The sequence below is a fragment of the Centipeda infelix ATCC 43532 genome (assembly GCF_000234095.1).
GTDB classification, from domain to species: Bacteria; Bacillota; Negativicutes; order Selenomonadales; family Selenomonadaceae; genus Centipeda; species Centipeda infelix.
The window spans coordinates 190,122-204,795 of record NZ_JH376800.1; the positions used below are offsets into that span (position 1 = coordinate 190,122).

Below are 14,674 nucleotides of genomic sequence, written 5' to 3' on the forward strand. Positions count from 1 at the left end.
ATTGAAATGGTGTGAGGGAGGATTGTAGATGGGGGACTATTGGAATAAGATCCGAAGGCTTCCTTTGGATGAAGTCCTGCGTCGAGGTTCTCGCATGATACAACGCAGATCTTTGAGCAAATTCAATAAATGGCGGGCTGGATTTCAATCGACCTATGCTGTACGTGAGGATTTTCGCGTTGAGATGCCGAACAATTTTTCCTGTACTCTTTTTGAGGAAAACGGGACGCAAGTATTTGCGCTGGCAAATCTTTTTCGAGTGCATAAATTTGATCTTCTTGGCAGTGGTTGGCGCAGAGTCTATTATGGCATGACCGCTCTCGGTGTCGAAGGAAATGTGTACCCGTCGAGCGAAGCTGTCATCGTTGATCGTGCCGGGGACTGGCTTTCGGGGAAGATTCCGTCTGTCAACCTCCGTTATGCAAAAAAAGTGTGGACGCTGATCGATGCGGACTATGAGCCGATTCCTTGGCAGATGGATTTTAAGTCCGGCTACACATGGTCGGCGAAGACTTGGTATACAGAGATTGCCTACGGATATTTGCCGGGCGTTGATGTGAAGGTACCATGGGAGCTCGCCCGTATGCACCATTTGCCGATGCTTGCACGGGCTTTTCGCATTGCGGAGGCGTCGGAACGTGATGTGTATATGCGTGAATTTCGCAATGAAATATTGGATTTTATAGCAGTGAATCCCCCGCAGTTCGGTGTAAACTGGCATTGCACGATGGATGTGGGGATCCGCGTTGCCAACTGGCTCGTTGCCTATGATCTTTTCAAGACATTCGGGGCTACATTTGATGACGATTTTGAGCGTGTTCTTGCAGCATCTGTCTATGACCACGGCAGACATATCATTCGTAATCTGGAATATAGCCCGGAGCTGCGTTCCAATCATTACCTTTCAGATATTGCAGGGCTTTTGTTTGCGGCGCTTCATCTGCCAGCCTCCGATGAGACGGATGTTTGGCTTGCTTTTGCACTCCAAGAGCTTGTCTCGGAGATGGCGCACGAATTTCATGAGGATGGCAGCAATTTTGAGGGGTCAACCAGTTATCATCGCCTCTCAACGGAGCTGATGCTGTATAGTGCTCTCTTTGCTGTGCAGATGGATCAGGTACGACGCAATCGAGTGAAGGCTTATAAGTGTTCTCTTCATCATGTGCAACCCTCGCTAAAGCCATTAGAGAAGCAATCTTTCGATCTGGATTGTGATGAGGTTTTTCCCACATGGTTTTGGGAGCGATTGGCAAAGGCTCTGCGGTTCACCTCTGATCTCCTCTATGAGGATGGGACGATTCCGCAGGTCGGGGATAATGACAGCGGTCGGTTTTTGAAACTGAACCCTGTCTATGATGTGCTGAGTGAGCAGGAAGCAGTCACAAAATATATGAATCTCAAATGTTTTCCTGCTGGCGAAAATCGTTTATACTATGACGAGAATATCTTGAATCACGAGCATCTGAACGAGGCATATCATGTTTTGTGTGGCCTTGGCAATAATTCGCCGATCAATTTTGAAATGGCATTCCTTCGATCTCTGGCAGAAAAAATACCCGCAGTTTGCCTTGCGGATAATATGTTGTCATCCGATGATGCTGTGTGTGTGAAAGATTTTGTTGATACATTGCCTATGGTAGACCTTGATATGCAGGAATATCATTTTCCAAAGCCGAAGGAGGTGGTTTCGGCTTTACGTTGTTATTCATATGAGGGGATGGGGCTATATATCTTCAAATCTCCCCATCTTTATATGACCGTGCGTTGTGGTGAGATTGGTCAGAACGGAAATGGCGGGCATACGCATAACGACCAGTTCTCCATTACTCTTCGGATTGACGGGAAGGATATTATTGTCGATCCTGGTACGTATCTCTATACACCTCTGCCCGAGCGGCGCAATGAATTTCGCTCAACGACGGCACATTTCACCGTACAGAAAGATGGTGCAGAGCAGAATCTATGGAATCCAGGACGTGCAGGACTTTTCTCTATGGCATGCGAGCAAACTCTTGCGAAAGTCCTGCTGCTGACACAAAATGCTATTGTTATGGAGCACAGCGGCTTTGGAGATAAGGTTTATCGCGTGGTAGAAATCTTGGAGGATGAGGTGTGGATACGAGATTATGGAGGAAATATTACAAGATGGATGTCGAAAGAGTTTTTTCCAATGGCTATGGAAAATTGTGCATATCTGCTTTATGAAAGGTGTAACCAACAGGGGGAATGGAATATAGATTTTTGATAGGATTACAGATAGTCTTTATGATATGGGGAGTGGAGACATTATGAACTACCGTACTATTATATTTCCAAATAACAGTCTTTTCCTCGTCACAGGCGGGGCGGGTTTTATCGGCTCGAATCTGACTGAGGATCTGCTCTCGATGGGGCACAGGGTCCGCGTGTTGGATAATCTGTCGACGGGATATGCGAAGAATATCGCGGGATTTCGGGATCATCCGAAGTTTGAGTTTGTCGAAGGGGATATACGTGACGCGGCACTCTGCCATCGCGTCTGTGAGGGCGTGGACTATGTGCTGCATCAGGCGGCGGCGGTGAGTGTGCCGGAGAGTATTGAGCAGCCGGTGGAGTACACGCTGACGAATATTGTTGGCACGGTCAACATGATGGAGGCGGCGGCGAAAAACGGGGTGAAGAAGTTCACCTATGCGTCGAGTGCTGCGGTCTACGGCGATGACGAGACGATGCCGAAACGGGAGGAGATTGTCGGCAATCGGCTTTCAACGTATGCGGTGACGAAGTTTGTAGATGAGGAGTATGCTTATCAGTATACGATGCACTACGGGCTGGACTGCTATGGGGTGCGGTATTTCAATGTGTACGGTCGGCGGCAGGATCCGAATGGCGCATATGCGGCGGTGATTCCAAAGTTCATTGAGTGCCTCCTGCGTGATGAGCCGCCGACAATCAACGGCGATGGGGAGCAGTCGCGTGACTTCGTCTATGTGGAGGATGTCGTGCAGGCGAATCTCCTTGCGTGCGTCGCGCCGCATGAGGTGGCAGGGCAGGCGTACAACGTCGCGGCGGGCAAGCGTTCAAGTCTCAATGAGATGTATGCGGTGCTCAGTGCACTGCTCGAGAAGGACTTGAAGCCGATCTTTGGACCTGAGCGCAAGGGCGATATCCGCCACAGCGGGGCGGACATCTCTAAGATCCGAAAAAATCTCGGCTATGCGCCGGAGTATGATTTCGAGAAGGGGATCAAAGAGGCGATCCAGTGGTATAAAGAGAATCTGTAGGAATAAAAAGGCGGTATAGTATTCCGTGAAGATGTGGAATACGGTACTGCCTTTTTTGATTGTTTTTGAAGGGGGGGTATTTCGTAGGGAGAATATATAAATAAAGCGTAGGGGAGAGTGGATGAGTGTGTATGGTTTGACGAGCGAACACTGGAAGCAGATCTATCGTATTTTAGAGATGTATCGCGACCATATTCGTAAGATTATCCTGTTTGGTTCGCGTGCACGAGGGGATTATCACAAGACCTCTGATGTCGATCTGGCGATTGTCAGTGATTTTGATATTAGGGCTATGCTTTTGGCTGCGTTTGAGGCGAGCCGTCTTCCCTATACGTTCGATGTTGTTCTTTATGGTGAGCAGTACAATCAAAGTTTACGGGATGCGATTGATCGTGAGGGGAAACTCCTGCTTTGCGTTGAAGGGGGAAGAATTGCTGTGACAATAGAGCAAATTCGCCTAAAAAAAGAAAATTATCATCATGCCTTCATGCGACTGCAAGCCGCACTGAGAAAAGATGCCAATGCGGATGATATGTATTTGGATGCAACGATTCAGCGGTTTGAATTTTGTTTTGAGCTTGCGTGGAAGCTGATGAAGACTATTTTGGAATATGAGGGCATCGAGGCGAACAGTCCGCGCAGCTGTATTCGTGAAGGGGGGAAACAGGGGCTGATACCGGATGCACAGGAGTGGCCAGAGATGATGGAGAAGCGAAACCTGTCTTCGTATACCTACGATGAAAATACAGCGCGTGAGATTTATCGTGAAGTGAAGGATCGATATGTGGTGCTGTTGGAGGCAGTCGATCAGTTGATGACCGATTGGCTGGAGAGTACAGAGGAAAAATGTGTAGACAGAAATACGAAAGAGTCTGTCCAGAATAAAGCCCGTCAGTTTCGTTTGCTGACGGGCTTTGATATTAGAAAAAACCTATTGCTTATGCGTAAGACCATGCGCGAAGTCTGTGAGAACACCCTCCTCCGTCACAATCGCCGTAATCAGCTCGTGATCTGTGACATCGAACGCGGGGTTATAGACTTTTACGCCGTCTGCGGTCATGCGTTCTTTGTACCATATATCGGTGACTTCGGCGGTGGGACGTTGCTCGATGTGTATGTCGGCACCTGTTGGGGTGTTCATGTCGATGGTGGAGGTGGGGGCACAGACGTAGAAGGGGATGCCGTAGTGTTTGGCGAGGATGGCGACACCTGATGTGCCGATCTTGTTGGCGACATCGCCGTTGGCGGCGACGCGGTCGCAGCCGACGAAGACGGCGTCGATCCAGCCGTTCTTCATGACGGTGGATGCCATGTTGTCGCAGATGAGTGTGACGTCCATGCCGGCGGCACTGAGTTCGTATGCGGTGAGACGTGCGCCCTGCAGGAGGGGACGAGTTTCGTCGGTGTAGATTTTGAAGTTGTAGCCTTTTTGGTGTCCGAGGTACATGACGGCGGTTGCGGTGCCGTATTTGGCGGTGGCGAGCTGTCCGGCATTGCAGTGGGTGAGGAGTCCCATACCAGGTTTTACGAGGGTGAGCGCGTGCTCGCCTATTTTTTTGCAGATGTCGATGTCCTCTTGCTTGATGCGGAGGGCTTCGTCACGCAGGAGTGCGCGAATTTCGGGGATGGATTTGCCCTCAGCGTTTTTGACGACGGTCTCCATACGGTTCAGTGCCCATGAGAGGTTGACGGCAGTGGGGCGGGAGGAGTTCAGGTAGTCGGCTGCTGTGTGGAAGCGGTGCGCAAATTCGGCGTAGTCGTCGGTGTCGATCTCAAGTGCAGCAAGGTAGATGCCGATGGCAGCGGCATCGCCGATGGCGGGCGCACCGCGCACTTGGAGCTCACGGATTGCCATCCAGATTTCGCCCTGTGTTTTGAGATGGAGGTATTCGGCGCGGTTCGGGAGTTTTGTCTGGTCGATGATGACGAGGGCACGCTCCTCTTCGTCGAGAGCGAGGGTTTCCATGTCGAGTATGTTGGTAGTCATAAAAGTCCTCTTTTCGTATAATAGATGTGCCCCCACCACCGCAAGCGGTCCCCCTCCCCCGTCATACGGGGGAGGCTAAAACATGGGATGGCGTGAAGGGCTGTACTCCCGCCACCGCAAGTAGTCGCCCTGCTGACCTATCCAAGAAGCAAGCCCAAGGGGGGCAGCTGATTGGGAAATAGGTCGTATGCGAAAACGACCCAAGAACACGAGCGGTAGTGAAGTGTTCTTGGGTGTCGTTGACCGCTCCCCCGCATACGGGGGAGGCTGGGAAGAACAATCACGGGAGTGTCTGAAAAGCACTAAACAGTCGGATACGTCCACTTTGCCAGCTCGTCCGCCGGAATGGTCGCAGGTTCGTGTCCGAGGACGGTGAGACAGCGGTAGTAGATGTCGGCGAGTTCTTCGAGGTAGCTTGCCTTGAGCAAGGCTTCTTTGAGATTTTCTGCGACGGCGACAACGCCGTGCGCCTGCATGAGTGCGACATCGGAGATGGAAAGGGGAGCAAGGACGTTCTCCGCCGCCGCGCGTGTACCGGGGCGGCCGTACGGGGCGACGGGGACATAGCCCTCCTTGCAGCCGAGAATGGAGAGCTCGTAGACGATGGCGGGGATGTTCTTGTTCATGACGGCAAATGCGGTCGCCGCACGTGAGTGTGTGTGCGCAACTGCGTGCACGTCACTGCGGCTTTGATAGATTGCCGTGTGCATCATTAGCTCACTGGTCGGTTTCCGATTATGCAGTGATTCAACCGTATGACCGTTCATATCAATGACGACGATATCATCCGCGGTCATTTCCTCGCGATCCATGCCCGTCGGCGTGATGCAGATGAAACCGCTCGCTGTGTCACGCACGCTGAAGTTCCCTGAGCGATGGCGGCACAGCCCTGCGTGATCGGCTTCGAGCGCATGGCGGCGCACATCCTCCTTGATTTGTTCGAGCATAATCGTCCTCCTTGCATTCAGATATCCGTATTTTATCGAAGATTTGCACGTTGTGGCAAGTGATTTTTACAGCTGCACAAAATATTGTAGGAAAAGCCTCCTGTGTAAGATAAATGATTTGACTTTTATTGGGAATGGTTTATAATATAAATCGTACAAAGGGTGCGGCGGAAAAGGTTCGCAGCACCGAGAATTAAGGACTTAACAGGGGGTATTTCAATGGCAGTAAAAGTTGCTATCAATGGTTTTGGCCGTATCGGTCGTCTCGCATTCCGTCAGATGTTCGATGCTCCCGGCTATGAGGTCGTCGCGATCAACGATCTGACGAGCCCGACGATGCTCGCACATCTCCTGAAGTATGACTCCACACAGGGGCGTTATAAGTATGCGGATTCGGTCGAAGACGGCGATGGTTTCATCAAGGTCAACGGCAAGAAGATCAACATCTATGCACAGGCGGATGCATCCCAGATCCCCTGGGGCAAGCATGATGTCGATGTTGTACTCGAGTGCACGGGCTTCTACACGGCAAAGGCAAAGGCTGAGGCGCATCTGAAGGCGGGTGCGAAGAAGGTCGTTATCTCTGCTCCTGCGGGCAATGACCTCCCGACGATTGTCTACAACGTCAACCACAAGAATCTCACGAAGGATGACAAGGTTATCTCAGCGGCGTCCTGCACGACGAACTGCCTTGCTCCGATGGCAAAGGCACTGAACGATCTCGCTCCGATCAAGAGCGGCATCATGTCCACGATTCATGCCTACACGGGCGATCAGATGCCGCTTGATGGTCCGCAGCGCAAGGGGGATCTCCGCCGCAGCCGTGCCGCAGCGGTCAACATTGTTCCGAACTCCACGGGCGCAGCGAAGGCCATCGGTCTCGTTATCCCTGAGCTCAACGGCAAGCTCATCGGCTCGGCACAGCGCGTTCCGACCCCGACGGGCTCCACGACGCTCCTCTACGCTGTGGTCGAGGGCAAGGTTACGGTCGATCAGGTCAACGCACAGATGAAGAAGGAAGCGACGGAGTCGTTCGCGTACAACACGGACGAGATTGTCTCAAGCGACATCATCGGCACGACGTACGGCTCGATCTTCGATGCGACCCAGACGATGGTCAGCGACACGGGCGACGGCAACACGCTCGTTCAGGTGGTCTCCTGGTACGACAACGAGAACAGCTACACGAGCCAGATGGTTCGCACGATCAAGTACTTCGCTGAGCTCGGCTGAGAAAAGTAAACAGAGATATACGGGACATGGATCGGGATTGCTAGCGTTCCGATACAGTTACCGTGTGCATACGATCTTTCACGAGGTCCGGCCGACGTTTGGGCCGAACCTCGTTTTTATTTAGGAAACGCTGATACATTCAGTGGTTTCATTCTGGAGGGGACAATATGAATAAAAAGACAATGATGCACATTGATCCGCACGGGAAAAAGGTATTCGTCCGTGTGGACTTCAATGTGCCGATGGACGAGCATCAGCACATCACGAACGACACGCGCATCCGCGCGACGCTTCCGACGATCCAGCATCTGCTGAATGCGGGTGCAGCGGTCATTCTCGCCTGCCATGTCGGCCGCCCGACGGAGGCGCGGGAGCCGCAGTTCTCGACGCGCCCGATTGTGGCGCGTCTGGAGGAGTGCCTCAGTCAGCCCGTGAAGTGGGCATCAGACTGTGTGGGTCCTGAGGCGGAGAAGGCTGCTGCCGATCTGAAGCCGGGCGAGGTGCTCCTGCTTGAGAATCTGCGCTATCACAAGGCGGAGAAGAAGAACGATCCCGAGTTCGCAAAGCAGCTCGCATCGCTTGCGGACATCGCTGTGGATGATGCGTTCGGTGTGGCGCACCGCGCACACGCCTCGAACGTCGGGATTACGAAATATCTTGAGACCGTAGCGGGCTTCCTCATGGAGAAGGAGATCAACTACATCGGCAAGACACTCGAGAATCCGAAGCGCCCGTTCGTCGCCATCATCGGCGGTGCGAAGGTCTCGGACAAGATCGGTGTCATTGAGAACATGATCGATAAGGTCGATACCATCATCATCGGCGGCGGCATGGCACATACCTTTGACGCCTCGAAGGGCTATCCCGTCGGCGACTCCCTCTGTGAGCGCGATAAGATCGACCTCGCGAAAGAGCTGCTCGAAAAGGCGGAGAAGAAGGGCGTGAAGGTCGTTCTGCCCGTGGATGTTGTCATCGCGGACAAGTTCGCGGCAGACGCGAACACGAAGACGGTCGATGTGGACAAGGTGCCCGACGGCTGGCAGGCTCTCGACAGCGGTGCAAAGACCTCTGAGGAGTACGTCAATGCGTTGAAGGGCGCAAAGACGGTGATCTGGAACGGTCCGATGGGCGTGTTCGAGTTCGACGCGTTTGCAAAGGGCACGGAGGCTGTTGCGCGTGCAGTTGCACAGGCGACGAAGGAAGGCGCAGTCTCCATTGTCGGCGGCGGCGACTCGATTGCGGCGCTGAAGAAGACGGGGCTATCCGAGAAGATCTCGCACATCTCGACGGGCGGCGGCGCGACGCTGGAGCTGCTTGAGGGCAAGGTGCTGCCGGGCATCGCGGCACTCGCAGACGAGTAAAGATGCAGTGCATCCCCCACGCGAACACAGAGTTACGCAAGTGACCGTGTGCTTATTCGCCTAAATACCTGCGGACTTCTTAAACGCGCTTCGCTTGAACGAAAGAAATCCGCAGGGGGCGAAACGCACACTTTCCTCACTTGCTTCACTAAGGTTCGCTTAGGGGGGGGGCACTGTACCTTCCATGATGTTTACAATAGAGGAGAACATATATATGGCAAGAACACCGATTATTGCAGGAAATTGGAAGATGAACAACACGGTCGCGGCGGGTGTCGCGCTCGTGAAGGAACTTGCTCCGCTCGTCAAGGACGCAAAGGCGACGGTCGTCGTCTGTCCGACGGCGACAGCACTCGCAGGTGTGACCGAGGCGGTCAAGGGCTCGAACATTGCGGTCGGCGCACAGAACGTGCACTGGGAGAAGAGCGGCGCATACACGGGCGAGATCTCGACGGATATGCTGACGGAGCTCGGCGTTTCCTACTGCGTGCTCGGTCACAGCGAACGTCGCGACTACTTCGGCGAGACGAACGAGGGCGTGAACAAGCGTGCGCATGCAGCATATGCGGCCGGCATCACGCCGATCATCTGCTGCGGCGAGTCGCTTGAGATCCGCGAGGCGGGCACCTACCTCGCCTATGTTGCATACCAGATCGAGGCGGCACTTGCGGGCTTTGCGGCGGCTGATGTCGCGAAGCTCGTCATCGCCTACGAGCCGATCTGGGCGATTGGCACGGGTAAGACGGCGACGTTCGATCAGGCGGAGGAGGTCTGTGCGCACATTCGCAAGACCATCGAGGCGAAGTACGGCGCAGCGGCAGCCGAGGGCGTACGCATCCAGTACGGCGGCAGCGTGAAGCCCGAGACGATTGCAGGCCTCATGGAGAAGCCGAACGTCGACGGTGCACTCGTCGGCGGCGCAGCACTCAAGGCAAAGGATTTTGCTGCGATTGTCAATTTCTGATACCTAAAAATCTCAAAACACACTTAGGTTGGCGCGGATTCTTTGCAGAGACGAAGAATCTGCGCCTCCTGAGTATTGGGCGAAAGCTCTTAGAAAGAATCAAATATTATGGCAAAACTTAAGAATGCACCCGTTGCGCTCATCATCATGGACGGCTTTGGCAACGGCGACCCGAACGATATGAAGTATAACGCCATTGCCATGGCGAATACACCGGTCATCGACGGGCTGAAGAAAAAATACAAATACAATCAGATCTTTGCCTCGGGGGAGTACGTCGGACTGCCGGACGGGCAGATGGGCAACTCCGAGGTCGGGCATACGAACATCGGAGCGGGGCGCATTGTCTATCAGCAGCTCACGCGCATCACACGCGATATCAAGAATGGCGATTTCTTCAAGAACGAGGCATTGCTCACGATTGTACGCGGTGTAAAGGAGCGCGGCGGCGCACTGCACGTCATGGGGCTGGTCTCGCCGGGCGGCGTGCACAGCCATGACGACCATCTCTTTGGCGTACTTGAACTCGCCAAGCGCGAGGGACTGACCGAGGTTTGGATTCACGCATTCCTCGACGGACGTGACGTGCCGCCAAAGAGCGCGACGGAATATCTTGAGGCAGTGGAGAAAAAGGCGGCGGAGATCGGTGTCGGCAAGATCGCGACGGTCAGCGGCCGCTACTATGCGATGGATCGTGATCACCGCTGGGAGCGCGAGCAGCTTGCCTACGAGGCGATTGCACACGCCAAGGCAAAGACCGTGGCAAAGACGGCGGTTGACGGCGTGCTCGCTTCCTATGCCGATACAAGCGAGAAGCCAGAGGGGGTGACGGATGAGTTCGTCGTCCCGTTTGTCGTCGAGGGCTATTCCGGCATGAAGAACGGTGACGGAGCGATCTTCTACAATTTCCGCCCCGACCGTGCGCGTCAGCTCACGCATGCCTTTGTAGATGAGAAATTTGACGGCTTCGCGCGTGACGAGTCGCTGAAAATCCCGTTTGCGACATTCTCGCAGTACGAGGCGGGGATGAACGCGCTCGTAGCGTTCCCGCCCGAGGAGATCGACAACACGTTCGGTCAGTACGTGCAGGATCTCGGGTATACACAGCTGCGCATCGCCGAGACGGAGAAGTACGCACACGTCACCTTCTTCTTCAACGGCGGTGTCGAGGAGCCGTACAAGGGGGAGGATCGCATTCTCGTGCATTCCCCGAAGGTCGCGACCTACGATCTGCAGCCTGAGATGAGCGCGATCGAGGTCACGGACAAAGTGGTTGAGGCGATCAAGTCGAAGAAGTACGACTTCATCATCCTCAACTATGCGAATTGCGACATGGTCGGTCATACGGGCGTTGTGCCGGCGGTTGTGAAGGCGGTCGAGACGGTCGATACCTGCGTCGGACGCTTTGTCGATGCCATCCGCGAGGTGGGCGGCGAGGTCTGCATCACAGCGGATCACGGCAACGCGGACAAGATGTGGGACTATGAGACGAATCAGCCGTTCACGAAGCACACGACGAATCCCGTGCCGTTCATCGTGGTATCCGATCGCGTGAAAGAAGTCCACACGGGCGCACTCTGCGATATCGCGCCGACACTCCTCACGCTCGCAGGGCTCAAGATCCCGAAGGAGATGACAGGCAAGCCGCTTGTGACGCTTGCATAAATCTGATACAATGGGGACAGGTCTCCTCTGCGGGGGCGATCTGTCTCTATCAATATGTTTTCTTGTTTTGCAGGAGGAGGCAAAATGAAAGCAAAGATTATTAAATCGGATGATGTCAATGTAACACTGGGCTATGATGACGGCCGTTTTGAGGAAGTGCCGCGTGCAGGATTGAACCTTGGGGAGTTTGCGCACGATGGAATGGTGTTGGAGGTCTATCAAAACGGCGATCAAAAGGTATACGCGATAGCCAAAACAGCAAATGCAGGTGTCTCCACCGATGCAAGCGGAAAGCATAAGGTCAGCAAGCTCGCCTATGTCCTCTGCGCATTGCTTGTCGGGGGGATCGGAGTTCATAAATTCTACGCAGGACGCGTCGGACTTGGTATTGTGTATCTCTTATTCTGCTGGACCTTTATTCCGGCGCTCATCGCCCTGATTGAGGGGATTGTCGCTGCGACGAAGACGGCGGATGCAGATGGGAATATCTGGGTATAGGGGAAGCAACGAAATAATCTTACAGGGAAGCAAAAAGCTGCTGCACAAATGATGTGCGGCAGCTTTTTTGCAAATCGCACAGAATATATTAGTGATTCCTATATGATGTCCGTAACATTTGACAAAGAGCCCTTTTCATTTGCATTTGAAAGAGTGCGGGCAGGATGGTATACTGTGCATAATGACGTAACATGATCGGAGGTTCTTATGCTGCGATTCTTGGTGCTGCTGCGTGCGCTGCGGCGCGATATCGCCGTGCTGCTCTTTGCGATGGTGCGGCGCGATACGCCGCGTGCGGTGAAGTTCCTGTTTCCCTTGGCGCTGCTCTATCTCGTCAGTCCGATTGACCTTGTGCCCGATACGATTCCGCTGCTCGGTGCGGTGGATGATATGGTGATCCTGCCGGCGGCGACGGAGCTGCTCGTGCGTATGCTGCCCCCCGAGGCACGCGCGGAGGGCGAGCGGCGTGTGGCGCGCTACGGGACGCTCGTGCTCATTGTGGCGTCCATCGTGCTGATTCTTTGGCTCGTGCTCCTCGTCTGGGCACTCTCGAAGGTGTTCGCATGAGGCTCTATATCGCGGAAAAGCCGAGTGTCGGCCGTGCGCTCGCAGCGTGTCTGCCGCAGCCGCATCGCAAGGGGCAGGGGTGGATCGAGACGGGCGGCGGTGTAGTGACGTGGCTCTTCGGTCATGTTCTCAGACAGGCGGAGCCGGAGGAATACGATCCGAAGCTGAAGCGATGGCGCATGGAGGATTTGCCAATCCTGCCCGCCGAGTGGCGGCTCGTCGTGAATGAGAGTGCGGCGCAGCAGTTTGCTGTCGTAAAGGGCTTGATCGATCGTGCAGACGAGATTGTGCACGGCGGTGACCCCGACCGCGAGGGACAGCTGCTCGTGGACGAGGTACTGGACTATCTCAAGAACGAAAAGCCCGTGCGCCGCATCCTCATCAACGCGCTCGATGACAAGAGCATCCACGATGCGCTCGGCGACCTGCGCGATAATGCCGATTTCCTTCCGCTGAAACGCTCGGCACTGGCACGGGCGCGTGCGGACTGGCTCATCGGGATGAATCTCTCGCGTGCCTATACGCTCGCGGCACGCCGTGCGGGACATGACCGGCTTGTGCTCCCGATCGGGCGTGTCAAGACACCGACGCTTGCCCTTGTTGTGCGGCGGGAGCGCGAGATTGAGAACTTTAAGCCTGCGACATATTATCTGCTCGATGCGGTATTTCGTCACGAGAAGTCGGGCGAATCGTTCCGTGCGCGGTGGAAGCCGTCAGAGGAGCGCACGCCGCTCGATCCCGAGGGACGGCTTGTAGACGAAAAGGCGGCGCAGGCGGCACTTGCCTCGTTTGGTACGGAGCCGCAGGACGCGAAGGTGACGCGCTACGAACGCAAGAAGAAGGAAGAACCGCCGCCGCTCCCGTTCTCGCTGTCGGCACTTCAGGTGCTCGCGGGCAAGCGGTACGGGTACGAGCCGCAGCAGGTGCTCGACACGGCACAGAAGCTGTACGAGGAGAAGCTGACGAGCTATCCGCGCTCGGACGCGGAGTATCTGCCCGTGAATCAGCACAAGGATGCGGCAAAGATCCTCGGCAATCTCGCCGCACTGGATGGCTCGGAGCTCGGCGCGTGGGCGCGGGCAGCGGATGCAAAGCAGAAGTCACGTGCGTGGAACGACGCGAAGATATCCGCGCACCACGCGATCATCCCGACGACTGTACCCGTGAACCTCGCGCGGCTCAGTGCAGTGGAGCGGAACATCTACGAGCTGATTGCACGCGCCTACATTGCACAGTTCCATCCGAACTACGTCTATGACCAGACGAAGGTGGAGGTCACCTACCACGGCGAGCTGTTCGCTGCGAGCGGACGCACGGAGCGTGCGGCGGGGTGGCGTGCGATGTATCGTACGGCGAAAAATGAGGAGGACGCGGAGAAAGAGGACGAAGAAAGTGCCGTCCTGCCGCCGATGAAAAAGGGCGATGCAGCGGACTATGTGTCCGCAGAGCTCGGCACGCGCCAGACGAAGCCGCCCACACGCTTTACCCCCGCGACTCTCCTGCAGGGCATGAAGGAGATCCACAAATATGTGAAGGACGATGCGGCGAAGAAGATGCTGCGCGATGTCTCCGGCATCGGCACAGAGGCGACGCGTGCGAGCATCATCGAGGATCTGATACGGCGCAGATTTCTGAACGCGGCGGGCAAGAAGAAGGTGCTCACGCCCACGGCGGAGGCATATCTCCTCATCGACGCGCTCCCCGATACGATGACGTACCCCGATGCGACGGCGGTCTGGGAAGATCGCCTGCACTCGATGGCACAGGGCGAGGGTACGCCCGAGGAGTTCCTTGCGGGACAAGCGGCGTTTGCGCGTGATCTCTGTGCAGCGGCACTGACGGCGACCATCGCGGGCGGCGGGGGCGTTCCCTGTCCCGCCTGCGGGCGCGGCGTGATGCTGAAGCGAAAGGGGAAGCACGGCGACTTCTGGGGCTGTTCGGCGTTCCCGCAGTGCCGCATGACGGCGAACGATGCAGGCGGCAAGCCCGACTTTACGGGGAAACGGATTCCGCGCAGCGCAGCGGGAGCATCGGGAGCGTGCCCCTCCACGTCTCCTGCACCCGCATACACCCCGCGCGGCAGCTATACACCGACGGCGGATGAACAGGCGGAGATGGACGCGCTGTTTTTTGGAGAACAATGATTATGTCGTTACAGGCGCTCCTTCCACCGCTTCCGCGGTCCCCCT

At 55.3% G+C, this 14,674-nt stretch carries 11 protein-coding genes and 1 pseudogene; 10 read left to right on the forward strand and 2 right to left on the reverse strand.

Annotated elements, in window-relative coordinates:
* The first annotated feature begins 28 nt into the window (after positions 1–28).
* The 3 genes and pseudogenes from HMPREF9334_RS09765 to HMPREF9334_RS12040 all read left to right on the forward strand — a co-directional run.
* Positions 29–2,245 carry a heparinase II/III family protein gene (locus HMPREF9334_RS09765; protein WP_006693305.1) on the forward strand — a complete coding sequence of 739 codons (2,217 nt, stop codon included), beginning with the start codon at positions 29–31 and terminating at the stop codon, positions 2,243–2,245.
* A gap of 43 nt (positions 2,246–2,288) precedes the next feature.
* A complete protein-coding gene (locus HMPREF9334_RS09770) occupies positions 2,289–3,263 on the forward strand; it encodes an SDR family oxidoreductase (protein WP_006693306.1) in 975 nt (324 codons plus the stop codon).
* 121 nt (positions 3,264–3,384) lie between these two features.
* Positions 3,385–4,065 (forward strand): annotated as a pseudogene (locus HMPREF9334_RS12040) (HI0074 family nucleotidyltransferase substrate-binding subunit); the annotation flags it as partial.
* A gap of 129 nt (positions 4,066–4,194) precedes the next feature.
* Here the strand turns inward: HMPREF9334_RS12040 and mtnA are convergent.
* Both mtnA and HMPREF9334_RS09785 read right to left on the reverse strand, forming a co-directional pair.
* Positions 4,195–5,250 carry an S-methyl-5-thioribose-1-phosphate isomerase gene (gene mtnA / locus HMPREF9334_RS09780; protein ID WP_006693307.1) on the reverse strand — a complete coding sequence of 352 codons (1,056 nt, stop codon included), beginning with the start codon at positions 5,248–5,250 and terminating at the stop codon, positions 4,195–4,197.
* Between the two features lie 302 nt (positions 5,251–5,552).
* Entirely contained in the window at positions 5,553–6,197 is a 645-nt protein-coding gene (locus HMPREF9334_RS09785; protein ID WP_006693308.1) for a class II aldolase/adducin family protein, read from the reverse strand.
* A gap of 219 nt (positions 6,198–6,416) precedes the next feature.
* Between HMPREF9334_RS09785 and gap the strand changes: the two genes are divergently transcribed.
* The 7 genes from gap (at position 6,417) to HMPREF9334_RS09820 (ending at position 14,629) form a co-directional block, all read left to right on the forward strand.
* Entirely contained in the window at positions 6,417–7,430 is a 1,014-nt protein-coding gene (gene gap, locus HMPREF9334_RS09790) for a type I glyceraldehyde-3-phosphate dehydrogenase (protein ID WP_006693309.1), read from the forward strand.
* Positions 7,431–7,597: 167 nt separating this feature from the next.
* Entirely contained in the window at positions 7,598–8,791 is a 1,194-nt protein-coding gene (locus HMPREF9334_RS09795; protein ID WP_006693310.1) for a phosphoglycerate kinase, read from the forward strand.
* Positions 8,792–9,005: 214 nt separating this feature from the next.
* Positions 9,006–9,755 (forward strand): triose-phosphate isomerase, encoded by a 750-nt coding sequence (gene tpiA / locus HMPREF9334_RS09800; RefSeq protein ID WP_006693311.1) that lies wholly within the window; start codon positions 9,006–9,008, stop codon positions 9,753–9,755.
* A 108-nt stretch (positions 9,756–9,863) separates the two neighbouring features.
* Entirely contained in the window at positions 9,864–11,420 is a 1,557-nt protein-coding gene (gene gpmI / locus HMPREF9334_RS09805; protein ID WP_006693312.1) for a 2,3-bisphosphoglycerate-independent phosphoglycerate mutase, read from the forward strand.
* Between the two features lie 84 nt (positions 11,421–11,504).
* Positions 11,505–11,918, forward strand: coding sequence for a TM2 domain-containing protein (locus HMPREF9334_RS11825; RefSeq protein ID WP_006693313.1), 414 nt, complete (start codon positions 11,505–11,507; stop codon positions 11,916–11,918).
* A gap of 207 nt (positions 11,919–12,125) precedes the next feature.
* On the forward strand, positions 12,126–12,485 hold the full coding sequence (locus tag HMPREF9334_RS09815; RefSeq protein ID WP_006693314.1) for a YkvA family protein: 360 nt from the start codon (positions 12,126–12,128) through the stop codon (positions 12,483–12,485).
* Complete coding sequence (locus HMPREF9334_RS09820; protein ID WP_006693315.1) at positions 12,482–14,629, forward strand: DNA topoisomerase III; 2,148 nt, start codon at positions 12,482–12,484, stop codon at positions 14,627–14,629. The genes HMPREF9334_RS09815 and HMPREF9334_RS09820 overlap by 4 nt, the downstream gene beginning before the upstream one ends.
* The last annotated feature ends 45 nt before the right edge of the window (positions 14,630–14,674 follow it).